The 25641-nt window shown below is 58.9% G+C and carries 25 protein-coding genes, 1 tRNA gene and 3 pseudogenes; 17 read left to right on the top strand and 12 right to left on the bottom strand.

Annotation, left to right across the window (positions count from 1 at the left end; translation table 11 throughout):
- Nucleotides 1-9: 9 nt before the first annotated feature.
- The 7 genes from J2W17_RS27460 to J2W17_RS27430 all read left to right on the top strand — a co-directional run bounded on the left by J2W17_RS27460 (nt 10) and on the right by J2W17_RS27430 (nt 7474).
- Nucleotides 10-813 (top strand): aspartate dehydrogenase, encoded by an 804-nt coding sequence (locus J2W17_RS27460; RefSeq protein WP_064678602.1) that lies wholly within the window; start codon nt 10-12, stop codon nt 811-813.
- A 10-nt stretch (nt 814-823) separates the two neighbouring features.
- Entirely contained in the window at nt 824-2320 is a 1497-nt protein-coding gene (locus J2W17_RS27455) for an aldehyde dehydrogenase (protein WP_307342227.1), read from the top strand.
- The gene (locus J2W17_RS27450) at nt 2317-3282 is read left to right on the top strand and encodes a VOC family protein (RefSeq protein ID WP_307342225.1); all 966 of its coding nucleotides are present in this window, start codon (nt 2317-2319) and stop codon (nt 3280-3282) included. Before J2W17_RS27455 ends, J2W17_RS27450 begins: the two co-directional genes overlap by 4 nt.
- Nucleotides 3283-3348: 66 nt before the next feature.
- A complete protein-coding gene (locus tag J2W17_RS27445) occupies nt 3349-3576 on the top strand; it encodes a recombinase-like helix-turn-helix domain-containing protein (protein WP_307342221.1) in 228 nt (75 codons plus the stop codon).
- A gap of 21 nt (nt 3577-3597) precedes the next feature.
- Nucleotides 3598-4632: an aromatic ring-hydroxylating oxygenase subunit alpha gene (locus J2W17_RS27440; RefSeq protein WP_154855547.1), complete on the top strand. Its 1035-nt coding sequence runs from the start codon at nt 3598-3600 to the stop codon at nt 4630-4632.
- Nucleotides 4633-4700: 68 nt separating this feature from the next.
- Nucleotides 4701-5660 (top strand): PDR/VanB family oxidoreductase, encoded by a 960-nt coding sequence (locus tag J2W17_RS27435; protein ID WP_307342218.1) that lies wholly within the window; start codon nt 4701-4703, stop codon nt 5658-5660.
- Nucleotides 5661-6244: 584 nt separating this feature from the next.
- Complete coding sequence (locus J2W17_RS27430) at nt 6245-7474, top strand: hypothetical protein (RefSeq protein ID WP_307342216.1); 1230 nt, start codon at nt 6245-6247, stop codon at nt 7472-7474.
- A 43-nt stretch (nt 7475-7517) separates the two neighbouring features.
- On the opposite strand, the gene J2W17_RS27425 is transcribed toward J2W17_RS27430, so the two are convergent.
- A complete protein-coding gene (locus J2W17_RS27425) occupies nt 7518-9194 on the bottom strand; it encodes an MFS transporter (protein ID WP_307342213.1) in 1677 nt (558 codons plus the stop codon).
- A 436-nt stretch (nt 9195-9630) separates the two neighbouring features.
- Here J2W17_RS27425 and J2W17_RS27420 point away from each other — a divergent pair, with 436 nt between their 5' ends.
- Nucleotides 9631-11346: an amidase gene (locus tag J2W17_RS27420; RefSeq protein ID WP_307342210.1), complete on the top strand. Its 1716-nt coding sequence runs from the start codon at nt 9631-9633 to the stop codon at nt 11344-11346.
- Nucleotides 11347-11579: 233 nt separating this feature from the next.
- Here J2W17_RS27420 and J2W17_RS31205 read toward each other — a convergent pair whose 3' ends face one another.
- The 3 genes from J2W17_RS31205 to J2W17_RS31200 form a co-directional block, all read right to left on the bottom strand.
- Nucleotides 11580-12230, bottom strand: coding sequence for a methyl-accepting chemotaxis protein (locus J2W17_RS31205; RefSeq protein ID WP_373460050.1), 651 nt, complete (start codon nt 12228-12230; stop codon nt 11580-11582).
- Nucleotides 12231-13936: 1706 nt separating this feature from the next.
- Nucleotides 13937-14185 carry a hypothetical protein gene (locus tag J2W17_RS27410; RefSeq protein ID WP_307342204.1) on the bottom strand — a complete coding sequence of 83 codons (249 nt, stop codon included), beginning with the start codon at nt 14183-14185 and terminating at the stop codon, nt 13937-13939.
- Nucleotides 14186-14214: 29 nt separating this feature from the next.
- A complete protein-coding gene (locus J2W17_RS31200) occupies nt 14215-14448 on the bottom strand; it encodes a LuxR C-terminal-related transcriptional regulator (RefSeq protein ID WP_373460049.1) in 234 nt (77 codons plus the stop codon).
- 124 nt (nt 14449-14572) lie between these two features.
- Here J2W17_RS31200 and J2W17_RS27405 point away from each other — a divergent pair.
- Nucleotides 14573-14648, top strand: a tRNA-Phe gene (locus tag J2W17_RS27405).
- Between the two features lie 81 nt (nt 14649-14729).
- Here J2W17_RS27405 and J2W17_RS27400 read toward each other — a convergent pair.
- Nucleotides 14730-15164 (bottom strand): bleomycin resistance protein, encoded by a 435-nt coding sequence (locus tag J2W17_RS27400; RefSeq protein ID WP_307342202.1) that lies wholly within the window; start codon nt 15162-15164, stop codon nt 14730-14732.
- A 152-nt stretch (nt 15165-15316) separates the two neighbouring features.
- On the opposite strand from J2W17_RS27400, the gene J2W17_RS27395 reads away from it, so the two are divergent.
- Nucleotides 15317-15763, top strand: a complete 447-nt coding sequence (locus J2W17_RS27395) for an NUDIX hydrolase (RefSeq protein ID WP_307342200.1) — start codon at nt 15317-15319, stop codon at nt 15761-15763.
- A 256-nt stretch (nt 15764-16019) separates the two neighbouring features.
- On the opposite strand, the gene J2W17_RS27390 is transcribed toward J2W17_RS27395, so the two are convergent.
- On the bottom strand, nt 16020-16487 hold the full coding sequence (locus tag J2W17_RS27390) for a hypothetical protein (protein WP_307342197.1): 468 nt from the start codon (nt 16485-16487) through the stop codon (nt 16020-16022).
- Nucleotides 16488-16761: 274 nt separating this feature from the next.
- Between J2W17_RS27390 and J2W17_RS27385 the strand changes: the two genes are divergently transcribed.
- Nucleotides 16762-17394, top strand: coding sequence for an alpha/beta fold hydrolase (locus J2W17_RS27385; protein WP_307342194.1), 633 nt, complete (start codon nt 16762-16764; stop codon nt 17392-17394).
- 200 nt (nt 17395-17594) lie between these two features.
- On the opposite strand, the gene J2W17_RS27380 is transcribed toward J2W17_RS27385, so the two are convergent.
- A complete protein-coding gene (locus J2W17_RS27380; RefSeq protein ID WP_307342191.1) occupies nt 17595-17843 on the bottom strand; it encodes a hypothetical protein in 249 nt (82 codons plus the stop codon).
- A gap of 103 nt (nt 17844-17946) precedes the next feature.
- The gene (locus tag J2W17_RS27375) at nt 17947-18042 is read right to left on the bottom strand and encodes an antitoxin Xre/MbcA/ParS toxin-binding domain-containing protein (RefSeq protein ID WP_307342510.1); all 96 of its coding nucleotides are present in this window, start codon (nt 18040-18042) and stop codon (nt 17947-17949) included.
- Nucleotides 18043-18675: 633 nt separating this feature from the next.
- On the opposite strand from J2W17_RS27375, the gene J2W17_RS27370 reads away from it, so the two are divergent.
- Nucleotides 18676-19035, top strand: coding sequence for a DUF6124 family protein (locus J2W17_RS27370; protein ID WP_307342188.1), 360 nt, complete (start codon nt 18676-18678; stop codon nt 19033-19035).
- Between the two features lie 67 nt (nt 19036-19102).
- On the opposite strand, the gene J2W17_RS27365 is transcribed toward J2W17_RS27370, so the two are convergent.
- Nucleotides 19103-19561 carry a metallophosphoesterase family protein gene (locus J2W17_RS27365; protein ID WP_307342185.1) on the bottom strand — a complete coding sequence of 153 codons (459 nt, stop codon included), beginning with the start codon at nt 19559-19561 and terminating at the stop codon, nt 19103-19105.
- A gap of 150 nt (nt 19562-19711) precedes the next feature.
- On the opposite strand from J2W17_RS27365, the pseudogene J2W17_RS31280 reads away from it, so the two are divergent.
- Both J2W17_RS31280 and J2W17_RS27360 read left to right on the top strand, forming a co-directional pair.
- Nucleotides 19712-20026 (top strand): annotated as a pseudogene (locus J2W17_RS31280) (PAS domain-containing protein); the annotation flags it as partial.
- Between the two features lie 186 nt (nt 20027-20212).
- The gene (locus J2W17_RS27360) at nt 20213-21277 is read left to right on the top strand and encodes a methyl-accepting chemotaxis protein (protein WP_444965464.1); all 1065 of its coding nucleotides are present in this window, start codon (nt 20213-20215) and stop codon (nt 21275-21277) included.
- A 51-nt stretch (nt 21278-21328) separates the two neighbouring features.
- Here J2W17_RS27360 and J2W17_RS27355 read toward each other — a convergent pair whose 3' ends face one another.
- Entirely contained in the window at nt 21329-21694 is a 366-nt protein-coding gene (locus tag J2W17_RS27355; protein ID WP_307342179.1) for a hypothetical protein, read from the bottom strand.
- A gap of 124 nt (nt 21695-21818) precedes the next feature.
- Between J2W17_RS27355 and J2W17_RS27350 the strand changes: the two genes are divergently transcribed.
- Nucleotides 21819-22313: a PaaI family thioesterase gene (locus J2W17_RS27350; protein WP_307342176.1), complete on the top strand. Its 495-nt coding sequence runs from the start codon at nt 21819-21821 to the stop codon at nt 22311-22313.
- A 534-nt stretch (nt 22314-22847) separates the two neighbouring features.
- Complete coding sequence (locus tag J2W17_RS27345) at nt 22848-23282, top strand: PRC-barrel domain-containing protein (protein ID WP_307342173.1); 435 nt, start codon at nt 22848-22850, stop codon at nt 23280-23282.
- 164 nt (nt 23283-23446) lie between these two features.
- On the opposite strand, the gene J2W17_RS27340 is transcribed toward J2W17_RS27345, so the two are convergent.
- Nucleotides 23447-24091, bottom strand: a complete 645-nt coding sequence (locus tag J2W17_RS27340) for a hypothetical protein (protein ID WP_307342169.1) — start codon at nt 24089-24091, stop codon at nt 23447-23449.
- A 341-nt stretch (nt 24092-24432) separates the two neighbouring features.
- Between J2W17_RS27340 and J2W17_RS27335 the strand changes: the two are divergent.
- A pseudogene (locus tag J2W17_RS27335) lies at nt 24433-24813 on the top strand (diguanylate cyclase domain-containing protein); the annotation flags it as partial.
- Between the two features lie 49 nt (nt 24814-24862).
- Here J2W17_RS27335 and J2W17_RS27330 read toward each other — a convergent pair.
- A pseudogene (locus tag J2W17_RS27330) lies at nt 24863-25378 on the bottom strand (pyridoxal-phosphate dependent enzyme); the annotation flags it as partial.
- Between the last annotated feature and the right edge of the window lie 263 nt (nt 25379-25641).

Here is a 25641-nt window from a genome sequence, read left to right as displayed (position 1 = left end):
GACTTCGTCATGTTGCACATCACCATGATCGGCTGCGGCGCCATCGGCGTCGGCGTGCTCGAACTGCTGGAGAAAGACCCGCAGCTGTGCGTCGACTATGTGATCGCCTCGGCCGGCTCGGAAGAGCTTGTTCGCCAGCGGCTTGCCAGTTTCAAACAACCGCCGCAGGTGCTCACCGCGCTGCCGGCCGATGCGCGCCCCGACCTGTTGGTCGAGTGCGCCGGCCATCGCGCCATAGAGGAACATGTGTTGCCGGCGCTGGAACGCGGCATCGCCTGCCTGATCGTCTCGGTCGGCGCGCTGTCCGAAGTCGGCCTGGTGGAACGCCTGGAGGCGGCGGCCGAACGCGGCCAGACCCGCATCGAATTGTTGCCCGGCGCCATCGGCGGCATCGATGCGCTGTCGGCGGCCAAGGTCGGCGGTCTCGACTCGGTCAACTACACCGGGCGCAAGCCGGCCCGCGCCTGGAAAAACACCCCGGCCGAACAGGCCTGCGATCTGGACAGCATCAGCGAAGCCACGGTGATCTTCCAGGGCAGCGCCCGGGAAGCGGCCCGGCTCTACCCGAAGAATGCCAACGTCGCCGCGACCCTGTCGCTGGCCGGGCTCGGCCTGGATCGCACCCACGTGACGCTGATCGCCGACCCGCTGAGCGAGGAGAACGTGCATCACTTCGAAGCTCGCGGCGCTTTTGGCGGTTTCGAACTGAGTTTGCGCGGCAAGCCGCTGGTGGCCAACCCGAAGACCTCGGCGTTGACCGTGTACAGCGTGGTCCGCGCACTGGGCAACCATGCCCACGCGATTTCGATTTAAGGGACAGTCCATGACTCTCGAACAGACTTTACCTATCTGCATTGCCGGCGACTGGCGCCTGGGGCGTGGCGAGCGCTACGCCACCTGCTACCCCGCCACCGGCGAGGCCGTGGCCTGGCTCAACGCCGCCAGTGTCGACGACGTGGAAGACGCCGTGCAAGGTGCCCACCAGGCGTTTCTGCACAGCGGCTGGGCGCAGCGCAAACCCCATGAACGCGCCAGTGTGCTGTACCGCATCGCCGAACTGATCCGCGCACGCAGTGAAGAACTGGCGCAGTTGCAGCGCCAGGACAACGGCAAACCGATCAACGAAACCCGTGCCCTGGTGGCCAGCGCGGCCGGCACCTTCCAGTTCTTCGCCGCGGCCTGTGAAACCCTCGAGGAAACCATCACGCCGTCCCGTGGTGACTTCGTCAGCATGAGCGTCTACGAACCCATGGGCGTGATCGCCGCGATTACCCCGTGGAACTCGCCGATTGCCAGCGAAGCGCAGAAGGTCGCGCCGGCCCTGGCGGCGGGCAACGCGGTGGTGATCAAACCGGCGGAAATCACCCCGCTGATGGCCTTGCAGCTGGCGCATATCTGCGAAGAGGCCGGGTTGCCGAAGGGCTTGCTCAGCGTGTTGCCGGGCAAGGGTTCTCTGCTCGGTGATGCCTTGACCCGCCATCCGCTGGTCAAGCGTGTGTCGTTCACCGGCGGCACCAAGACCGGCAAACACATTGCCCACATTGCCGCCGACAAGATGATGCCGGTGTCGCTGGAACTGGGCGGCAAATCGCCGACCATCGTCCTCGACGACGCCGACCTCGACCACGCGGTGGCCGGTGTGCTGTACGGCATCTTCAGCTCTTCAGGCGAAGCCTGCATCGCCGGCTCGCGGTTGTTTGTCGCCCGCGCGTTGTACGAACCCTTCATGGCGCGCCTGGTGGCGGCTGCGGCCGATCTGCGCGTTGGTGATCCGGCCGATGAACGTACCCAGATGGGGCCGTTGATCAGCGCCGCACACCGCGAGTCGGTGGAGCGTTATGTTGCGCTTGGGATAGCCGAAGGCGGACGCCTGCTGCTCGGTGGCGATCGCCCGGGCGGCGGCGTGTACGACCAGGGTTATTACTACCCGCCGACCATCCTCGAAGGCTTGAACAACAGTCAGCAGGTGTGCCAGGAAGAGATCTTCGGCCCGGTGCTGGTGGCCATGCCCTTCGATGACGAAGCGCAATTGCTCGAGCAGGCCAACGACAGCCTGTACGCCCTCGCCGCCGGCATCTGGACCCGCGACTACAAGCGCGCCTGGGCCCTGGGTCGAAAAATCCAGGCCGGTACGGTGTGGATCAACACCTACAAGCAGTTCTCGATTTCCACCCCGTTCGGTGGCTGGCGCGACAGCGGCCTGGGCCGTGAAAAAGGCCGCCTGGGCATCCTGCAGTACATGGAACAGAAGAGCCTCTATTGGGGCATGAATGAACAGCCACTGGCCTGGGCCAGTGTGCAACGAGAGGTAGGGTTATGAGCGTTCTAGGTATTGATGAAGTCACCTACGGCGTCGAGGACCTCGAGACCAGCGTGCGGTTTTTCAGCGACTGGGGCCTGAGCAAGGTCAGCGAGCAGCCTGACGAGGTGATCTTCGAAACCCTCAACGGCTGCCGCGTGGTGCTCGCCGACATCAACAAGGCTGGTTTGCCGCCGGCGATCGAAGCCGGTTCGACCGTACGCGAAGTGGTCTGGGGCGTCGACAGCGAGGCCGACCTGAAACTGTATAGCGAGCGCATCGCCAACGATCCCGGCTTCATCGAAGCTGACGGGCGCATTGGTTGCACGGACCCCAATGGCCTGGCGATCCGTCTGCAGGTGACGCGCAAGCGGGAACTGCAGATCGAGTGCAGTGGCCATAACACCTGGCAGACAAAAGGCCGGATCAACAAGGCGGCGCCGATCTACGACCACGCCACGCCGATCGAAGTCGGGCACGTGGTGTTCTTCGTCACGGACGTCAACGCCTGCGAAGCCTTCTACCACGAGCGCTTCGGCTTCCAGGCCTCGGACCGTTATCCGGACCGCGGCGCGTTCCTGCGCACTGCCGAGGAAGGCGGCCACCACGACCTGTTCATGTTGCAACTGCCCGCCCCTCGCGCCGGCCTGAACCACGTCGCCTTCACCGTGCGCGATGTGCACGAAGTGTTCGGTGGCGGCATGCACATTTCCCGCCGCGGCTGGGCCACGGAAATCGGCCCCGGCCGGCACCCGGTGTCGTCCGCGTTTTTCTGGTACTTCAAGAACCCGGCCGGCGCGCTGGTCGAGTACTACGCCGACGAAGACCAGCTGACCGGCGAATGGGAGCCCCGCACCTTCGAGCCCGGCCCCACGGTGTTCGCCGAATGGGCGATCGCCGGCGGCATCGATGGCAATACCCGGCGCCAGCAACACGTCGAAGCGCCCCAGGGCAAGTTCCTCACCGACAAACCGAAACCTTGAGCGAACACGACTTTATTCCCGTGCGCGAAATGATCCGCGAACGAGTACGCAATGGAGGTCAATGAGATGAGCAATACCGAACCCTACCTGGAGCCCCATCAGGCTCGCAAACGGCCCAACACCCAGTTCGAAGAGTTGCTGGGCGACTCCATCGAACGCGCTTTCGGCAATGGCGTGACCGAGCTGCCCGACCTGCTCGCGCACCTGAACCTGGCCGGGCCGCCCTGCCCGCTGACCACCGGCGAGTGGACTGTGGATGCCTATAAAACCCTGATGGTTCGGCTGGGCGAATGACCCGCCGGAGGACAATAAGAAATGAACATGAATACAACCGTCGATCCTGTTGAAAATCTATTGGCCAATGGCTTGAAGAACCTGTGGTTCCCGGTGCTGCCGTCCGATCAACTGGGCGAAAAGCCGCTGTCGATCCGTCGCCTGGGCTACAAGATTGCCCTGTGGCGCGACAATGATGGCAGCGTGCATGCCCTGGAAGATCACTGCCCCCATCGCGGTGCGCCGTTGTCCCAGGGCCCGGTGCTGGGTGATCGCCTGCAATGCCCTTATCACGGCGTCGAAGTGCGCTGCGATGGCACCGTGACCAAAGTCCCCGGCAGCCCCGGTTGCAAACTCGAAGGCAGCCGCCCGACGCGGATGTTCCACACCCGTGAAGCCGCGGGCGCGATCTTTCTCTACAACGCCGCCAATCCTCACGAGGACTCCCCGCCGGAACTGGTGTTGCCCGAGCAACTGACCTCCCCGGAATGGAGCAGCTTCCTGTGCTACGCCGAGTGGAAAGGCGATTACCGCTACGTCATCGACAACGTCATGGACCCGATGCACGGCACTTACCTGCACAAGATGTCGCACTCCATGAGCGAAGGCGAAGCCACGGCCAAGTTCGTCACCCGCGACACCGACCATGGTTTCTTCTTCGAGAAGGAAGGCCAGCGCGGGGTGAACTTCGACTGGACCGAATTCATGGACAACAGCTGCCACTGGCTGCGACTGGAAATACCGTACCCGAAAACCGGCGGTCCCGGCGGCAACTTCACCATCATCGGCAGCTACACGCCGAGCAGCCGTTCCTTGTCGGCGGTGTTCCACTGGCGTTGCCGGCCACTGACCGGCTGGCAGCGGGACACTTGGCGCTTCCTCTACAAGAACCGTCTGGAAGCGCGGCACTGGGCGGTGCTGGAACAGGATCGGGTGCTGCTCGAATTCATGGAGCCGGACGCCAACCAACGGGAAAACCTGTACCAGCATGACCTCGGTGTGGTGCGCCTGCGTCGCTACCTGAAAAATGCGGCCAAGGCTCAGCTTGAGCTTATTGATGCGAAGCAGTTGCCATGAACCGGATCGTGCATCCCGTTCAGGCCGGCGGGCGTGTCGATTTGCGAACTGTCGAAAAGAGGTGACCGATGTCCAATTCCTCCCCCCTCACCGCGCTCGTGCATACCCTGCGCTACGAAGCCGAAGGCATCATCAGCGTCGAGTTGCGGCCGTATGGCGACACGGTCTTTCCTCCGTTCGAAGCCGGCTCGCACATTGACCTGCACCTGCCCAACGGCCTGGTGCGCAGCTACTCGTTGCTCAATTCGCCGAGCGATCGCGGCCGTTACGTGGTCGGCATCCTGCGCGATCGCAACAGCCGTGGTGGCTCGGAGTTCGTGCACGGGCAATTGCGGGTCGGCATGCAATTGCCGATCTCTTCGCCGCGCAATAACTTCCAGCTCGACCTCAACGCCAGACACAGCGTGCTGGTGGCCGGTGGCATCGGCATCACGCCGATCTACTGCATGTTCCGCCAACTGCTGGCCCTGGGAAAATCCGCCGAGCTGATCTATTGCGCCCGCTCACGGCAGGAAGCCGCGCTGGTCGAAGAACTCAGCGGCCTGGGCGCCAACGTGCTGTACCACTTCAACGACGAAAAAGGCATGCCACCGGACTTGAGCGCCTACCTGGCGGGCCAGCCGGCTGACACGCACTTCTATTGCTGCGGGCCGACGCCGATGCTCGACGCCTTCGAAAGCACCTGCGAAGGCCTGGGTTACCCCCACGCCCATATCGAGCGCTTCGCCGCGGCGGAGTTGCCACCGTCCGAAGATGCGCAGAGCAGCTACAGCGTGGAGCTGAAAAAAACCGGCAAGACCCTGTCCATCGAACCGGGCTTGAGTTTGCTCGACGTGCTGCTCGAGGCGGGTTGCGACATTGAATACAGCTGTCGTGAAGGGGTGTGTGGTTCGTGCGAAACACGGGTCCTGGAAGGTGACGTCGATCATCGCGACGGCGTGCTGACCAAAGCCGAGCGTGCGGCGAACAAGTCGATGATGGTATGTGTGTCGGGTTGCAAGAGTCGGCGGTTGGTACTCGACTTATAACCGTTGTTCTAGTTCATCCATTAAACAGGCCGACACTTTGTCGGCCTTTTTTTTGGTTTTCACCCGTTTGGAAGCCACCTCGCGTTCCAGCTTGAACCCGGTCCCCTGTAGGAGCTGGCTTGCCAGCGATGGTCGTGAACGATAACGCGTGCAATCTGGTTCAACGCGGCGCACTTGAGTCCATCGCCAGCAAGCTGGCTCCTACAGGTATTGCGTTATCTGTGTTTCCTTATGAAAGGCCCTTTTGAAAGCAAGTCGAGTAAGGACGCACACATAACGTGCAGTTTCGTTACTCCCTGAAGTCCACGTTTCACGGGCAATACAAATAAATTCGTTTCCCATATAAACAATTGTTTTTACAGGATTTTATTCAACCATCAAGCACCCTCTCCCACTTGGCATAGTTTCTGCTCTATCCCAATCAGGTTCATAGGTCAGACGCCGTATCACCTACGAAACAGCAAAAACAACAACGCACTCCAATACCGCAACACTCGAAGTCACTCACTCATTGCCGCTTTCAAGGCAAGCGGGAAAGTGTTGCCGGTCACTTTGTAGCGCCCACTATTGCAGGGGAAGTGAGCATGAAGAATTACGTGATATGTCTCGGGCTGATGATGACCAGCTGCGCAAGTTTCGCCGGCGAGCCCGGCCCTGCCGCGCCCGTGACCTCGACTAAAGGTAAAAAGCCTTTCCCGCATATCGCCTGGCGCAGCGACGATGGCCAGAGCAGCCTGGACATCGGTGGCGCGTTGCGCACCAACTACCGCGACGAGCATTGGGACACCACTGAAAACAATGGCCGGTTCCTGTTCGACACCTTCCGCATCGACGTCCAGGCGACTTACAAGAATCTGTTCAGTGACGTCGGTTACTGGTTCCAGGACGACGGCAAACGCTCCATCGATCGCGGCTTCGTCGGCTATCGCTTCAACAGCAATTCGAACCTGCAACTGGGCGCGCCGTTCAAACCGTTCGGCCTGGAACCCTACCCGCAATTCGGCTGGAGTTATCACCTGCCATTCTTCATGGGCTATGGCGTCAGCGCCGGGTCGGGCCTGAAGTACAGCTACAAGGACAAGGACTGGGATCTGCAACTGGGGTACTTTCCGCGCATGTTGCCCTCGGACATCCGCTACTCGCCGGAAGTCGGACGCTACGCCGACCTCAAGGACAACGCGATCCCCTTCACCCAGTCGCGCCAGGACAACGAGAAGCACAATCAGATCAACGCCCGCGTGACGCGGACCTTTGTCAACGACGGCTGGAAAGCCGAGGTCGGTGCTTCAGTGGCCGCGGCCCAGCTGTACAACGCCACGACCCGCGATGACGGTGATTACTGGGCCGGCGGCATTCACGCCGTGATCAATGCCGGCCAATGGACCGTCAGCACCCAGGGCATCCGCTACGAGTACGACCCGAAAAATCCCGCCGGCGTCAGCAACGACTCGGTGCTGATGGGCGGCAACGGCCTGACGCCCGCGTACCTGATCGCCTCCAAGGCAACCATCGCCTCGCTGAACGTCGGCTATGACATTGCGACGCCGAAGCTGGGGCAATTGAAGAAGATCAAACTGTACAACGACTACAGCCGCATGATGAAAGACCAGAGCGGTTGGGATGATTCGCAGATGTACACCGTCGGCGCACAGTTCCTGGCGATGCCGATCATGGCGTGGGTCGACCTGACGTGGGCGAGAAACGCCAACCCCTACGGCGGTGCGGAAAACGGTACCGGCTTCACTAACACAAGCTCGATCGGCAGCAACGAGTGGTACTACCGGACCAACATCAACATCGGCTACTACTTCTGAGAAGTGTTGCCCTCTCCCCCGGGGGAGAGGGCAAACGCCAGGATCAGGTGTGATGGATTTCCCGATCCTTGGTTTCCGGCAGGAAGAAGATACCCAGGATCGCCGTCATCACCGCGATGACGATCGGGTACCACAGCCCGTAGTAGATATCACCGGTAGCCGCGACCATCGCGAACGCTACCGTAGGCAGAAAGCCGCCGAACCAGCCGTTGCCGATGTGGTACGGCAGCGACATCGAGGTGTAGCGGATGCGCGCCGGGAACAGTTCCACCAGCCAGGCGGCGATCGGGCCGTAGACCATGGTCACGTAGATCACCAGGATAGTCAGGAGCAGCAGCACCATCGGATAGTTGGTCTTGGCCGGGTCGGCCTTCTCGGGGTAGCCGGCTTGCTTGAGCGACGAACCCAGGGTCGCGACGAAGGCGTCATTCTTGGCCTTGAAGTCGGCGGCCGGCATGCCGGTGCCCTCGAAGCTCTGGATGACTTTGTCGCCGATGCGCACCTGCGCCACGGTGCCGGGTTCGGCCTTCACGTTCTCATAGGGGATGGCCCGTTTCGCCAACACCGTCTTGGCCAGGTCGCAGGAGCTGGTGAATTTGGCCTTGCCCACCGGGTCGAACTGGAACGAGCACTGGTCGGGATCGGCGATCACCTTCACCGGGTTCTTCGCCTGCGCGGCGAACACATCGGGGTTACCGTACTGGGTCAGCGCATGGAAGATCGGGAAGTAGGTCAGCGCCGCAAGAATACAGCCTGCCATGATGATGCCCTTGCGGCCGATGCGGTCGGACAGGCTGCCGAATATGACGAAGAACGGCGTACCGATCAGCAGCGAGCCGGCGATCAGCAGGTTGGCGGTCTGCGCGTCGATCTTCAGTGTCTGCAGCAGGAAGAACAGCGCGTAGAACTGCCCGGTGTACCAGACCACGGCCTGGCCGGCAGTGCCGCCGAGCAGGGCCATGATGACGATCTTGAGGTTGTCCCAGCGGGCGAAGGATTCGGTCAGCGGTGCCTTGGAAGACTTGCCTTCAGCCTTCATTTTCAGGAACACCGGCGACTCGCTGAGTTGCAGGCGGATGTACACCGAGATGATCAGCAGCAGGATCGACAGCAGGAACGGAATCCGCCAGCCCCAGGCCTCGAAAGCTTCAGTGCCTAGAATGGTGCGGCAGGCGAGGATCACCAGCAGTGACAGGAACAGGCCCAAGGTCGCGGTGGTCTGGATCCACGAAGTGAAGTAGCCGCGCTTGCCTTTGGGCGCATGCTCGGCGACGTAGGTCGCCGCACCGCCGTATTCCCCCCCCAGGGCCAGGCCTTGCAACAGGCGCAAGGTGATGAGGATGATCGGCGCTGCGACGCCGATGGTCGCGTAGCCCGGCAGGAAGCCGACAATGGCCGTGGAGATACCCATGATCACGATGGTGATGAGGAAGGTGTGCTTGCGCCCGATCATGTCACCCAGGCGGCCGAACACAATGGCGCCGAAGGGGCGAACGGCGAAGCCCGCGGCGAATGCGAGCAACGCGAAGATGAAGGACGTCGTTTCGTTGACCCCGGCGAAGAAATGCTTGGCGATGATCGCGGCAAGCGAGCCGTAAAGGTAGAAGTCGTACCACTCGAACACGGTGCCCAGGGAAGAGGCAAAGATGACCTTGCGCTCCTCCTTGGTGATCCCGTGGTGGGGCGCGCTGCCCGTGGTTGTATTGTCGATTGCGGCCATAAGTCTTCTCCGTCTTTTTTGTTATGTATAGGCCGGAGTACCCCACTACCTTTTTGCCGCACCCAGGCCCTAGGGCTGATTTCCATCGGATTACGGATTGCGCAAAGCATGCACACAGGTTGACGGCCTCGCATTGCTGCAAGGTTTCCTGAAGCATAATCGGCTTCGCGCAGATATCCACTCGCAGGCGACAGTTACTTGCCGGACCTCGACCCTTTGCGGCCAGAACCCCACACGGGCGGTCGAAGCGTTTCACCGATCCCCGTGCTTGGTGTTAAATAGGACGCTCAGGGTGTCAGCCCGGCCCTGTCGCGAAATGCACTGCCACGAGAACCGTTATGAACCCCCATTTCAAGACCTGCGCTGTCCCTGCCTCCAGGACCGCGCTTGCTGTAAACACTCATCGCGTCGCCCTTGCGCAGCCGGCGGTAACCCCATGATCGAAGTCACCGAAGTCTCCATTGCCGACCTGCGTGCGGCGCTCGAATCAGGCAGCACCACTGCGGTCGAGCTGGTCCAGGCCTATCTTGCCCGGGTCGACGCCTACGACGGCCCCCAAACCGCCACCGCCCTCAACGCGGTCGTGGTGCGCAACCCCGATGCACTCGAAGAGGCCCGGGCGTCCGATGCCCGTCGCGCCAAGGGCGAAACCCTGGGCCCGCTCGATGGCATCCCCTATACGGCCAAGGACAGTTATCTGGTCAAGGGCCTGACCGCAGCGTCGGGCAGTCCGGCATTTGCCAACCTGGTCGCTTATCGCGATGCGTTCACCATCGAACGGCTGCGCGCCGCGGGTGCGATCTGCCTGGGCAAGACCAATATGCCGCCCATGGCCAACGGCGGCATGCAGCGTGGGGTCTATGGCCGCGCGGAGAGTCCGTACAACGTCGACTACCTTACCGCCCCCTTCGCCTCGGGCTCGTCGAACGGCGCCGGGACCGCCACCGCCGCCAGTTTCGCGGCCTTCGGCCTGGCTGAGGAGACGTGGTCGAGCGGACGCGGGCCTGCGTCGAACAATGGCCTGTGTGCCTACACGCCGTCACGGGGGGTGATCTCGGTGCGTGGCAACTGGCCGTTGACCCCCACCATGGACGTGGTGGTGCCGTTTGCCCGAACCATGGCCGACCTGCTCGAAGTGCTCGACGTGGTGGTCGCGGAAGATCCCGACACCCGCGGCGATCTGTGGCGGATGCAACCCTGGGTACCGATTCCGAGTGTCGCCTCGGTGCGCCCGGCCTCCTATGCATCGCTCGCGGCGGATGGCGCTGCGCTCGCCGGCAAACGCTTTGGCGTGCCGCGCATGTACATCAATGCCGATCCCGAAGCGGGCACGGCGGATTCGCCAGGTATTGGTGGGCCGACCGGGCAGCGGATCAACACCCGGGCCTCGGTGATCGGGCTCTGGGAAGAGGCCCGCCAGGCTCTGGAAGCGGCAGGCGCCGAAGTGCTCGAGGTCGATTTCCCGATAGTCAGCAATTGCGAGGGTGATCGTCCGGGCGCACCGACGGTGTTCACCCGGGGCCTGGTGTCCAAGGAGTTCCTGCACCATGAGTTGTGGGATCTGACGGCCTGGGCGTTCGATGATTTCCTGCAGGCCAACGGCGATCCGAACCTGAATCGCCTGGTCGATGTCGACGGGCCGCTGATTTTCCCCCACGACCCGGGGACCCTGCCCAATCGCGAGGGCGACCTGGCTGCGGGCATGGACGAGTATGTGCGGATGGCCGAGCGCGGCATTACCCCCTGGGACCAGATCGCCACCGTGCCGGATGGATTACGCGGTCTGGAACAGACCCGTCGAATCGATCTGGAGGAATGGATGGATCGGCTGGGGCTCGATGCGGTGATCTTCCCGACAGTCGCCGACGTTGCGCCGGCAAATGCCGACGTCGACCCGCAGTCTGCGGATATCGCCTGGAGCAACGGCATCTGGGTCGCCAACGGCAACCTCGCCATCCGCCACCTGGGGGTGCCCACGGTCACGGTGCCAATGGGGATCATGCCCGACATCGGCATGCCGGTCGGGCTGACGTTTGCCGGGCGGGCGTATGACGATTCGACGTTGTTGCGTTTGGCGGCGGCGTTTGAATCGACGGGAGCCAAGCGCTTGATTCCGCCTCGGACGCCGCCATTGGCAGGTGGCGAAAAATAGCAGCGGTGTATTGGCTTGCCCTGTTCAGGGCATTACACCGATCCCCTGTAGGAGCTGGCTTGCCAGCGAAAGCGATGGGTCAGTCGACTGGTTTATCTCTGATCGGACGCCTTCGCTGGCAAGCCAGCTCCTACAGGGGATCGGTGTGCTGCACAAATGCCGGGGTCGACTGATCCTCCGCTTTCGCTGGCAAGCCAGCTCCTACAGGGTGATCTGTCCGCTCCCTCCCGTTTTCAAGCCGCCGCCACCCGTTCACTGCTGTTACTCACCTCAAACTGCCCCACCAGTTTTTGCAGTTTGTTGGCATTGAGCCTCACGGTTTCGGCACTGCTCTGCAGCACCACCACCGTCTGGCGCATCTCGGTGGAAGACTGATCGACCTGCCGGATCGTCTTGCCATAATCGAGGCTGTGCTTGTTGAGCTGCTGAATGATCGCAAACATGCTCTCCACCGCTTGATGCAACTGCACGTTTTCCGAGGAGGCATCTTCGGCCAGGCGCAGGCTGTTATCGACGTCCTTGACCCCCTCCTCCATGAAGCTGACGGCTTTTTGCGTTTCGCCTTGCAGGCCTTCGACCATCTGCCGGATGTCGTCGGCCGCCCGTGACGTGCGCGCGGCGAGGCTGCGTACCTCATCGGCCACCACCGCAAAGCCTCGCCCATGCTCGCCTGCGCGCGCCGCCTCGATGGCGGCATTGAGCGCCAGCAGATTGGTCTGGTTGGTGATGTCACTGATCAGGCTGGTGATGTTGCCGATCTGCGTCATGCGGCTGTCGAGCAACTGCACGCTGGAAGACGAGCGCTCGACCACATCCCGTATCGACTGAGTGCCTGCTTGCACCGCGAGAAACTGTTCACGGGCACGGGTCACCACTTCGTCCATCACCTGCTTCATCTGCTCGGCGCCGGCAGAGGCCTGCTGGATCTCGCCCAACTGGTCTTCCACGATAATCATCATGCGGTGCACCGCGTCGGACACCTCGGCCGAGGTAATGCCGGCTTCCTGGCTGCGACCCAGCATCATCTGATTGGTGGTGCCGACGTTGCGACTGGCCTTCACCACCTGCCCGACCACCGAGTCCAGGTGGTCGATGAAACTGTTGATCCAGCGCCCCATGTCACCGGTCTCATCGTTGGCCATGGTCGTGGGATCCAGGCGTTGACGCAAGTTGCCCTCGCCCTCGGCAATGGTCCTGATCACACTCGTCATCCCATCCAGCCTTGCCGCCAGGCGCTTGGGCCCCAGCAGGCTGAACAGAAGCGCGGCGCCCACCATGCTCACCACTTCGACGGCATCGATCAGGCCCTGCGTCAGGCCACTGTAATGCTGGACCAGAAAATTGCAGGCAAACAACCCGGTCATGGTCGCCAGATAAGGCTTCATCAGGCCATGGCTGAGCGAGCGCCGGCGGTAGACCTCCTCCAGGTCGGCCTCACACATCATCCCCCAGCGGTCAGGCGAGCCTGGCAACTGGAAGGTGACGCCCTTGCCAACCACCGGAACGTGCCGGTAATCCGAATAACCGGGATAGGTCACGAACAGGTTGGAGCCCTTGCGGATAGTCTCGCGTACGCCTGGGTGCAGTTGCTGGGTCGCCGGGTCGGTAAAGCGCAGCTCCAGTTCGGTGTGGCGCTGGATCTGCACGGTCTTCCACGGCGTGTGCACCCCGCTCTTGAGGTTTTCGCCGTGGGTAAAGGTGCCGTCCTCGAAACGTGAGCGCGACAAGGCGGTTCCCGGCTCGATGGCGTGATCGAATCGCGATTGCGCCATGAACAGATAGTTGTCGCCGGACTCTGCAAAAATGTGCCCGGCCTCGCGCTGGATCAGATCACCCAGCACATCGTTGGGCACGCGGCCACAAAGGCAGCCAAGGACTTTCCCGTCGGCCTTCAGGGGCTGATAGAACATCAAGGTGACTTCATCGTGGAAGCGTGAAGAGGATGGACCGATGGGCAAGGTCAGTGGATCGCGGTAAGGACCGTGGAGAAACGGCGCCTTCAATCCTTCGGCCAATGCACGGGTGTGCTCGTGTCGGGTTTTGCCGCGACGATTCCAGGTCGAGACGATGACGTTGCCGGCGACATCCACCACGAACAACTCGGAAAAATCTTCCGCCTGGCGCAGCATGTCGATCAAGGGTGCACTGTCGAGGTGGGCGAAATCACGGCCGAGATTGTCGGCCAGTTCAGCCAGGTGTTCCCACTGCTCGCGGGTCCAGTTGTGCAGCAACTGCAAGCGGGTTTCAGCGATGGCTTCGAAGGTTTGCTCGATCACCGGGTAAACCGATCGATTGAGCCGGCATGACCAGCCCATCGCTATTTTTCCGGTTCTGCCGAACCAGGGTAACCAGCGCTTCTCACTTGGCGATAATGGCATGGAGTTACTTGATAGCGACATTCAATTCACCAACTGCGACATTCAGATGGCAATTTAATAGCAAATACCAGGCCAATTCGTAAGCAGGCTAATCATCCCGCCGATAGCAGGAAAATAGCCTTGGCGCGTCGAATACCACTGCTTCAACTCAGTGCGCACACCGCGACATGCCCCGCAAAAGCGCGAGCACTATACACTTGCGCAGGCGTTCGTCAGTCCTTGGTCTCCTCACCCTGCAACACTGACTCCCCCGCCTGTGGCGGCAGTCGCAGATTATCCAGCAAGGCCATGGCCGCAATCACCGCCACACAGAGAAATGTCAGCTGAAAGTCGACGGTCTCGGCCTGCCCGGTGGTGCCGTGGACGTTCATCACCAGACGCAGCAGCAACGCGCCGATGGCCACCCCCATCGCCATGCTCAGCTGTAAGAACATGCTGAACAGGGTTGAAGCGTCGCTCATCTGCGCCTTGGGTATTTCGGCAACGCTTGCTAACTGAATCCCTCCGGCGCCCTCGTGTTTTTCACGAGCAAGCTCGCTCCTACAGGACCACGAAACTCAGAAGCCGCGCACCATCTCATCCAGCACCAGCTCCAACACCGACTACCCAATCTCCGGCCCTTCACCGCAAAGCGCAGCACACTGATGTTCAATGCCAGAGCGATGTGCTTGTTCGACATGGATTGCTTCAGCAGCGCGAGAACACCCTGCTCACGCTTGGTCAGCGGTTCGATCCCCTCCCTACCCGTTACAGGTGGTTATGCCAGCCGCGTAAACGTAGGTATTCATTAGGTTTTTTTGATTTCGTGCTTGACGTCCCACCCGTAAAAAACGTTTAATTCCGCCGCGGCCCAGATAGCTCAGTCGGTAGAGCAGGGGATTGAAAATCCCCGTGTCGGCGGTTCGATTCCGTCTCTGGGCACCATTGCTTCCAAACCCCTGACTCCTGATGGCTTCAGGGGTTTTCTTTTTTTGGCGCCGCTGCTGTTTGTAAAAACACGGTCTATCAGCCTGCTCCCCTAGCGACAGCCCTGAAGCCCAGGCTTTGATTGAATCGCAACAGATAACCATCCGGATCCAGCACCAGAAAATTAAGCTCTCCATGCTCGCGCTGATTATCCCGATACCAGCACTCTTCAATGGGCCTGTGCAATTCCACTCCTGCATTCGCAAGGGCCTTGGCCAAAACCTGGATATCAGCGCAGCGGATCGAAAGGTTCATCCCTCGGCCATAGGGTGATTCCAGTGGGCCAACCCGCCATGGCGACGCTTGTCGGTCATCCTCTTCCAGCATCAATTGGCTGCCTTGAAACGACAGGAAAGCGAATTTGTGTTCGGGCCTTTCGTATTCAATCTGAAAGCCCAGTACCCGGCAGTAAAACGCCAGGCTTCGTTGCTGGTCAGAGACAATCATCTCTGGAACCAATGCATTCATCTTCATGAAGGAACTCCTTGTCGTTGTAGAACACCTCTGGCAGCAATACGTTGTCGCTCCCTGCCGGGGCCGGTTGTACCATGATTGATGCGCAGGTGCCTTACCGATCACCGCCACTTCCAAACGGACTTGTCCAATACCGCAAAGGAGTTCCACCGTTGTCCGAATACCGCATCCGCCCCCTCGCCCTCTGTATCTTTCATCATCACGGCAAGATCCTGGTCAACCAGTTCCACGACAACGAAAACCAACGATCCCTCTTCCGCCCCATCGGTGGAGGTATCGAGTTTGGCGAAAGAAGTGCTGATGCCATTGTCAGGGAAGTGCAGGAGGAGCTGGGCTTGTCTATTCATGGCGTTCGCCTGCTGGGCACTCTGGAAAGCCTCTTCACCTATGCCGGCAAGCCGGGGCACGAAATCGTTCAGGTCTATGACGCTACATTCGATAACGAACTCGTCTACCAAACAAAAGAACTGGCAGGTCACGAAAGCGACGGAGCATCGTTCACCGCCAGATGGTGCAACAGCACGGATTTCAGCCCCGCCTCCCCTCTGATACCTGAGGGCCTTCAGGATCTGCTCAAGACGCTGTCGCTACTTGAGTAGGACAATCCTCAGACCAGAACCTGAGGGGCCTGCTGAGTGGCGGCCTCTCTCCATTCGCGGCTTTCATAGCCTGGCTCATCTACTCCAGTGGCTCATAAACTGATGCCTGCAAGGGGTCGGAAGCGGTCTTCCATAAACGGCTGCTTTTGGCCTGCTACCGGTCGCGAGGGACAGCAATCGGCGAAGAGCGGCCAGTGCACTCGGCCTATCTATTTAAAACTAAAAACGACCAACATGTACCAAATATATATTCCTATCATTTAGTTGGGATCGTGCCTGGAGCGGGCATGTCGAGTATTGATCGAATAAATTTGTCATCAGGCCCGCCTTGGAGGGCATATACGTACCAACTGCCTAAAATTTTTCTGTAGCCCACATGCAGACCTATGACTTCGCCATCATCTCGTTCAATTAGATAGTTTCTATTCTCGAATACTCCCGCTCGTTTTACACTTGGGCCGAGGTGAACTTTGTATACCGAGCGCCCATCCAACCAGGCAAGATATGCCTCTTGGCTTTTGGTAATTATTGTAGTTTCGTTTTTTTGCCACTTGTCGAAGTGACCAATAAACGCCTTGTCCCAGCAGCTGTTTTCAAAACGCGACTCGATGCATCTTACATAGCTACTTTCCAAGGAATCCATGTTGACCGCCATGGAGTTAGCGAAGGCCGTGGAGATGTTTCCCAGCGCCATCGCAACGACTAAAATAAAGTAATGCTTCATATTTTGCTGCTCCTTGCCCCAAAACTCAATAAAAAAGCTATAGTTAAATGATATGTCGCACCGCCACATTTACCGTAAATGTCCGGCGAAGTCACCTCCCAGACAAAACACTATAAAAACCTCTCTAAAAACATTCCGATTCTTTTTGCAGCTCAACTCCCGGACCGGATTATTTTTCCATTGGAATCTGGATATTCGACAGGCAGCCATCGGCAAAAATCAGTCGTTTGGCACCAGACGCTGTCTTAACAGCGGGTAGGCCAAGGGGGACATCATGACCACGCGCAAATTAACCATTGAAGACTTGCAGTTGAACGTTTCAATCCGCGGCCAAGGCTCACCGCTGCTCTTGCTCAACGGCCTGGGTGGGTTGATCCGTACCTTCGATCCCCTGCGCGAAGAACTGATGGACTACAGGACCATTACGTTGGACGTGCCCGGGGTCGGCAAATCGCAAATGCCCCACTGGCCGATGCGTCTGCCGCGTCATGCCGACCTGATCGCCGAGATGCTCAAGCAATTGGGAATCGACCAGGTCGATGTGTTCGGCCTCAGTTGGGGCGGTGCGTTGGCGCAAGAATTCGCCCTGCGTTACCCGAGCAGGGTGCGCCGGCTGATCCTCGCGGCGACCTCGGCCGGCCCGGCGATGCTGGTGAAGCCCGCCGACATTCTGGATTTTTTTGGCAGGAGTAAAAGTGCCAGACTGCGCAAGCAAGAAGGCTCGCGCAATTCGATACAGACGCTGCTGCGCCTCGGTATGGTGAACGGCATGCTCACGGTCAACCCGCGAACCTATTACCACCAGCTCACCGCCTTGGTCGGCTGGACCAGCCTGCTGCGGCTGTTCCGTTTGCGCCAGCCCACGCTGATCCTCACCGGCGACCGCGACACACTGGTGCGGCTGTAAAACGCACACATCCTGCGGCGCGCCATTCGCTGTGCTGAACTGCAGGTCCTGCAGGGCGAGGGGCATTTTTTCGTGGTGACCAGCGCCAGGCGAACCGCCGAAGCGATACGCGAATTCCTTCGCCAGTAGTACGGCGATGAAGAGCCCGCGCCGAACAGCCTGAGGAAGCTAGGGCGTAAAGCCCTAGCAGACTGCAGATGTCATTTTTTCTTTTTCGCCGGCTTGTCTGCCTTCTCTGACTTCTTAGCCTTTTCTGGCTTGCTATCAGCTTTTTTTGCAGATTTCTTTGGTTCGGCATCTTTTTTCTTGTCTTTCTTGTCGGAAGATTTCGAAAGAGCCGAGGCCGCTGCTGTTTTCTTTGCCGGTGATGACTTTTTGTCTTTCAAGTCCTTGCTGGCTTTCGAAGCGTCACCTTTGCTTTTCTTCTCGTCTTTAGCCACGTCGCCCACCTCTCGGAGTATGCCGGTATTGGCAAATTGCCTGTGGGATTACCCACTAGCTGATCATTAGGTGAGCGTGTCTGAAAGCGGTTCCAATTTTTTTGATGGGTCTTCAAGCACGCTGCGCAATGCAGTTCCTTATGTACTCCAGAACACGATTCGCGCCTTCCATTGTTTCCGCAAGCTCAATCGGAATCTCGCCGTCCAGGTGGCTCAGGCGATCCTTGCATTTCTCGTACTCCAGAAACGAAAAAACCGGCTAGCGCCGGCTTTTTCCCCCTCCAACCAGATGGTCAAGCCATGCCGGTCGTGAGGGTTAGTTGTTGAGCGAAGTATTGCGGATTTAGCGCGTGCGATGCAACAGATTTGGTCAGCCACTATGGAGCAAACCTGTGTGAAAACTTTGCCGGGGGAGACCTTCAAGGTGGGGCTTGCCGGTCGAAAAATCAGGCGTGCAGAAACGTGCGCTCATGCACTTTAAACATCCACAGAAGGCACTTGTTTAAGCGCCCTACAACTTACTTCCTGAAAGCTACAAGACCTTGCGCCGTTGCCTACGGGTACGCCAGAATCCGCCGGCTTGTGCGCCTTGGGGTCACTCGGTAACTTGATTCGTGTCACTGCCCATCAGTGATCGGGTTTAGTCGCCCGTGGTTTCACGAAGCGTATTTGCATCCAGACAGTCAGGTCATTTCATACCTGCACTTCATGGTAGCTGTGCGCAGGGCGCCTTTGGGCGCGCCGGTTTCGTGTCTCCCCGGTCGACTAACCTGCGTACAGCTGCCACCCCTTGTTTAGTCGCAAGTCGGGTGACGGCTCCACATTTTTGGAGCACGAAAACATGATAAAACCTTCACCAAACCCGCCGGACGCCGATCCAGTATCCCCGTACGAACCCGATTCAAACAAACTCAACGAAGCCGCCGAACGCGCCCTCGACCTCCACTTCCCCTCGACTGCCGACATCAAGGCCACGCCGCGCAAACCCAGCACCCTGTTTACCGTAGACCCACAGGCCACGACTGAAACCCTGGTGGTTTATCTCGTCGAAACACTGGCCTCGGTAGATGTAATGGTCCATCACCTGGTGGATCATCTGGACGGCGGATCACGCAACGCCCTGCTGGGCATTTCCAACAACATCATGCTGGCGGAAATCACGGCGAACCAGGTGTTGGATCAGATCGATCCGCGCGCGTAGGCGAACGAGTCAGCGACACAAGCTGTGCAGCGGTCTCTTTCTTTGGGGACCGCATTTCAGCAACTGGTCATTCCAGTAACGAGACCAGCCGCGACTCAATCGAACCATCAAGCACCTCAAGCAGCGCCAGCGTCACCGGCAGCTTGAACCTGCGCCGCCCCGCGCTGCCTGGATTGAGGTACAGCCGTTCACCGCGCCATTCAATCCGTGGCTGATGCGAATGGCCGGTGATCACCAGCTTTATCCCGGCATCCAGCGTCGCCGGAACGTCGGCAATGTCATGCACCAGCAAGGACTGCCAGCCGTTCAGATCAAAATGCAGCTGGTCAGCGAGTGTGTCTGCCCAAGGCGCGCCCAGGTCATTGTTCCCGCGTACTACGTGCAGCGGGGCAATTGACGCCAGTTGCTCGAGGATCTCGGGTTTTCCGATGTCGCCGGCGTGGATGATCCGTTCACATCCTTCCAGGGCCGCGAGGGCTTCCGCGCGGAGCAGGCCATGGGTATCGGAGATGACGCCAACTTTCATTCAGGGCTCCAAAGCGGGCTCAAGGTGAAGGGGGGGCGTTGTCGGAGACCACCGGCTTTTCCGACGCACAACCTGTCCTTTTGGAATAACTCGTTAATCTTTCACTCATTGCAGCCGATGCCCCTAGCTTAGGGCATAGGAGCAATACAGATGAGAAACAACCAACCGGTTACGCAGCGCGAGGTTGCCCTTGGACCTCAACAAAAACTCATCTCGACAACGGATGCACGAGGCGTCATCACGTACTGCAATGACGCGTTCGTTGATATCAGCGGTTTCAACAAATCCGACCTGATCGGGGCGCCTCAAAATATCGTTCGTCACCCCGATGTACCCTCCGCCATCTTTGCCCATATGTGGGGCGCGCTCAAGCTTGGCAAGCCGTGGATGGGCATCGTCAAGAACCGCTCCAAAAACGGCGACCACTATTGGGTCAACGCGTACGTCACGCCGATCTTCGAAGGGCGTGAGATCGTTGGCTATGAATCGGTCAGGGTCAAGCCGACGGCCGAGCAGATCCGCCGCGCCGAAGCCCTCTACAAACGCATCAGTCTCGGAAAATCAGCCATCCCGCGCAGCGATCAATGGCAACCCGCCCTGCTCGCCTGGTTGCCTGTGGTGACGATCGGGTTGGTGGGGACGCTGGGCGGCATGTTCCTCAGCGCGCCTGTGGCTTTCATTTTGGCTGTCGGGGTATCGATTCCCATCGGGTGGCTTGTGTCCCGCAGGCAGAACCGAGGGGCGCTGCATCTACTGGATATGGCTGAGGCCTCTACCTCCGACTCGTTGCTGGCCCAGATGTACAGCGATGAACGCGGTTCTCAGGCACGCCTTGAAACGGCGTTTGTCAGTCAGGCATCTCGGCTCAAGACCTGCCTCACTCGGCTGCAAGACACGGCAGAGCAACTGACCAGTCTGGCCGGGAGATCCGATGGCCTCGCCGCCGATAGCTCCCGTGGACTGGACCGCCAACGGGTAGAGACCGAGCAGGTGTCGGCCGCAGTCAATCAAATGGCGGCCACCACGCAGGAGGTTGCCAGCCACGTCCAGCGCACTGCCGATGCCACTCAAGAAGCCAATGTGCTGACCGGACGTGGACGCGAAGTGGCCCGAGACACTCGAGAAGCCATTCAGCGCCTCTCCGTGGTGGTGGGCGAGACAGGGCTGACGGTGGCGCAGTTGGCCAAGGACAGCAATGAAATCGGGACAGTGGTGGATGTCATCAAAGGCATCGCCGATCAAACCAACCTGCTGGCGCTTAACGCAGCCATCGAAGCCGCGCGTGCGGGCGACATGGGTCGAGGTTTCGCGGTAGTCGCGGATGAAGTGCGTCAGCTGGCACAGCGCACGACTCAGTCCACGATCCAGATCCATAACCTGATTTCCAAGTTGCAGGTCTCATCCAGCAACGCGGTTAAAACCATGGAAAGCGGACATCGACAGGCCGAAGAAGGCGTGGCGTGGGTGCTTGAGGCAGATAAGGCATTAGTCGGTATCAGTGAGGCCGTCGCGAATATCACGGACATGACCACCCAGATTGCCGCGGCGACCGAAGAGCAAACCGCCGTGGCCGAGGAAATCAGCCGTAACATCACGACCATTGCTCAACTGGCGGACCAGACATCTGAACAAGCCAGGCATTCGGCAGAGCTGAGCAAGGAATTAACCCAGACCGCTAAAACTCAGTATTCATTGGTCGAGCGATTTAACAGATAAACCATCAACTTTCTTAAAAAGCCCGCTCCTGCGGGCTTTGAGTTCCTACCGCTACACGGCAAGCTCGACGTAGCTCGACTCCCCACCCCCCGTTGCGCCCGACAACCAACCCCATACGAAGGTCAGCGTGGTCCGTCCTGCGTGGTCAAGGCCTACCGTGCCACGAGACCAGCCGGCGAGCATCTCGCCATCCGTGGTCAAGCAGTGGTAAAGAAGCTCGATGGTATCGGGACCTGTCGCGCGTCCGACTTGTTGACCCATGCGGATCCGGCCGCCTTCGTAGGTGCCGGAAATGGCATTTCCCTCGACATGGTAATGAAACACGGTGCCGGTACCGGATAGCCCGTGGGTGTTGTCCGCGACCGTAAACCGGCGATTGTCCAAGCGCTCGCTGATTTGAGCAAAAGGGATGTCCATAAATGTCGCGTCCTTTAGTCGAGATATTACGTTCCAGTTCGAAGAGCCTAACCTGTTTTGTCGCGACCGATGAAGGCACTGAGGTTAAAATAACCGAGTTTCACTTCCCTGAGGATGACAAGACATGGCCCCGCTCGACACCTCCCTGCAAGACAGCGCCGCGCCGGAAGGCGTGTGTTACGGCTGCGGCAGCAGCAACCCGCACGGGCTGCAGATCAAGAGCTTCTGGGATGAGGACGGCGTGCATGTCATGGCCGAGCACAGGCCCGAAGCCAAGTACTGCGGCTGGCCGGACCTGGTCTACGGCGGACTCATCGCAATGCTGGTCGATTGCCATTCGAACTGGACGGCGATGGCCTATCACTACCGGCAGGAACAACGTGAGGCTGACAGCCTTCCGCGCATCAACTGCGTCACCGGCAACCTGGGCATCAAGTTTATCAAGCCGACCCCCATGGGCGTGCCGCTGACGCTACGGGCAAGGGTCGAAGGTGATGTCGGACGCAAGACCCGGGTCATCTGCGAGGTGTATGCGGGGGACGTGCTGACGGCGGTTGGCGACTCGGTTTTCGTTAGGGTCGATGCCGGGCAACTGGCGGATGCGGCGCACGGGCGCTAGCAGTCGTTCGATACTGCACCTGCCAACCGTCGATTCAGGTTCGTCGCTGTTCTGGTTGAGAAGCCGAGGTGACTCCGCGGACTGGATTTCCATCGCGCTGGGCACGCTGGACACATCGTTTTCGTCGGACAAGCAGCAGCATGTCGAAGTGACCTAACGCGTCCTGGTATGAAATCGAGGATCAGTGGCCACAGTCCCGATGACCGCTTGGGTCGATTGACGAGACAGCTTATTGTGTACCCCCTCACGCTGGCGAAAAATCACGACGTATCTGCCATTACAGGAAACAGATTCGTTCAAGTATTCAAAATCCGATAGAACGAATACCCCTTTATATAACACCAATACTGCCGCCACACATGAACAGCTTCCTAATTAAAAGCTGATTAATTATGTCTTACCTTCCCATCGCCACTCGTCGTCACGCGGACAAAAAATTCGACTTTTTCCAAAGCGAATCACTCCCAACTATACAGCCCATGAAGGCGGTATGTGCAATTCTGATTGATAGGCGATTGCTGATAGGAGATAGTAATGAACTACGTAGATCGCGATACCTATGGCATTTATAAAACCAACCTCCTGCGAGATGCCGGCTCCGAGGAACAGGGGCCTGGCCCGGACCTGATGGGGGCAGACACACTCATTGGAAATGATGTTTATAACCATAATGAAGAAGACCTGGGGGACATCAAGGAAATCATGCTTGATGTTCGCAGCGGCAGAGTGAGTTATGCCGTGCTGTCCTTTGGCGGATTTCTTGGCATGGGCGAAAAACTGTTTGCGGTACCCTGGAATGCACTGACGCTCGATACTGTAAACAAGCGCTTCGTACTAAACGTAGAGAAAGAGCGCCTCGAAAATGCTCCAGGTTTTGACAAGGACAGTTGGCCAAATATGGCCGACGAATCTTGGGCATCAGAAATTCATACTTTCTATGGAACCAAACCTTACGATTACAATAACTAGCTGATTATATCCGAACGGAAGAATGATGCGCGCCGGCCACCCGGGCCTTCTGCTTTCAGCAGAAGGCCCGTTCCCGGTTGGAGTGGTCGCTGTAACAGCTGGGTATGAGTCAGAGTACGGCCAGCTGATTAAACGGAATCTCCGGCTGTCCTCTTTAAAACGAATCAGAAAGGCCAAGGCCCAAAGGTGTCGATCATCCAATCAGAAATCTTGTCCGAGAGACCGGTTTCTTCATCGATAAAAGTACCGATCGCCCAGCCAGCTTCAAACGCAGCGACGATCTTTCCCCAGAATCCCCCACCCTTCTTCTTGGCGATAGCGCTGAGTTGAGGATGTCCTTCAATCAACTCCAGGGCTCTCTGGAGCCGGTCGATACGCATTGAGGTGAATTCTTGAACCCAGAGCGTATCTGCCACTGCTTCAAACTGACCATCAGCCCCCAATCGCATTAGCCGTGCGCCCGACTCCTTGCCGCCAACTTCTCGGGTATCTTCCAGAAAGACCCTGGTGCTGGCCTCTACATCAATCTCGACTAAACCTTCACCCCCGTGCTTCATCTTCCTGCGGCTTCTGATGGAACGCTCGGGAAACCAAATGATGGGCCCGTTACAGGGGCAAGGATTATCCGGTGAATCGTGCACACAGAGGCACCACAAAATCGGGATACACCCGCGTGGTCCGGCAATTTGATTGGCGGGCCGGCTGATTATCCGACCTTGAATTGTCAGCTCCGATCTCGATCCAGATGATTTACTTAACGCGCTCTCGTAAGTCAGTTCAGGACTGATGTTGGTGAGTTTCTCGTTCATGCTCGTAGTCTCCTAGCCTTCGGCATTTATGGAGGACCGTGCCGCGCGGCCGAGGAAGCGCATCACGGATACTAGTTTCTTGCAGAACGCTATCTAATGATGATAAATCGAGTCATGGCGGAACAGATTGTTGATGTCCAAAGCAATATAAACAGCCGTGCGCTGCGGTATACCCTGAATAGGGAAAAACTCTGCATCCTGTAAGCAATCTTATTCCTGGCTCGTAAATATTAGTTCCCCGTCGAACGTTCATTAAAACGAATTATTCTCGACTAAATAGCCAATCGATATCAATGGATATGGATGAAATTGCGCAACTTACTTAGCTTGCTTTTCTATTACTGCACGACCATACGGCTGACGGCCGATTGCTGGGCGCGCTGAGCGAGATGATTCGTTCGGCACTGCCCGATGGGGCGCTGACGGCCCGGTTGGGCGGCGGCGAGACCGCCATCCTGCTGGATAACGCATCGAATGAGCGAATCCTAGAACTGGGCAGTGCGCTACGCGACCGGTTTCACCAGGCTGCCTCACAGGACTTCGCCACGCCCGAAGCGGTGACCCTGAGCATCGGGGCCACTCTGTTCGACCATCCGCCGGGCAGCCTGGCAGCACTGATCGAGCAAGGCGATACCGCGCTTTATGCGTCCAAGCGTGGCGGACGCGACGGTATCCGCCTCGACCGGCCCCTCGCCAGTGCCGAGCCGCAGCGGGCACGTTGATTCGCTGATTGTGGAGATCGTCATCAGAGAGTCGCCATTACGCCAACACCTCACCCAATGCCGCTCGTTCGGCCACGTGCCGTAACGTGTCGAAATTGATGTTGGCACCGGAGTCGATGGCGATCAGGGTCTGCCCCCTGACACCCGTGCGCGCTACGTACTTCTTGATTCCGGCCACGGCCAGGGCCCCGGAAGGCTCGGTGATCGAGCGGGTGTCGTCGTAGATATTCTTTGTCGCCATGCACAACTCATCGTTGCTGACAGTTATCACCTCATCGACGCAGAACCGGCACACTTCGAAACCATGGGCTCCGATCTGCGCGACCGCTACGCCATCGGCAAAGGTGCCCACGCTTGGCAGGATTACCCGCTCACCGGCCTGTAAAGCAGCGTACAGGCAGGCGGAGTGTTCCGACTCGACGCCTATGATGCGTACCTCTGGCCGCAGGTATTTGACGTACGCGGCGATGCCGGCAATCAAGCCGCCACCGCCCACCGGGACAAAGATTGCATCTAACGGCCCTTGATGTTGACGCAGGATTTCCATGGCGACCGTGCCCTGCCCGCCTGTTCATGGAATAGAGTCGAGCCAGCCGGCAGTCAGTCAGGCCTTGATGTCTTTGGAGAGCATCGCTTTTGGAATCAGCAGGATCAGCACACAGCTAACTATCGGTTCGGGCATGTGTGCAGCTTCCTACAAACAGCGGACAAAAACAAAACCCCTACCTGCATACGCAGATAGGGGTTTCGGAATTCAATCTTGACGATGACCTACTCTCACATGGGGAAACCCCACACTACCATCGGCGATGCATCGTTTCACTGCTG

This window comes from Pseudomonas lini (assembly GCF_030812475.1).
GTDB lineage: Bacteria > Pseudomonadota > Gammaproteobacteria > Pseudomonadales > Pseudomonadaceae > Aquipseudomonas > Aquipseudomonas lini_A.
The sequence above is the reverse complement of the archived record's forward strand: the minus strand, read 5'-3'. Positions and strand labels throughout refer to the sequence as shown.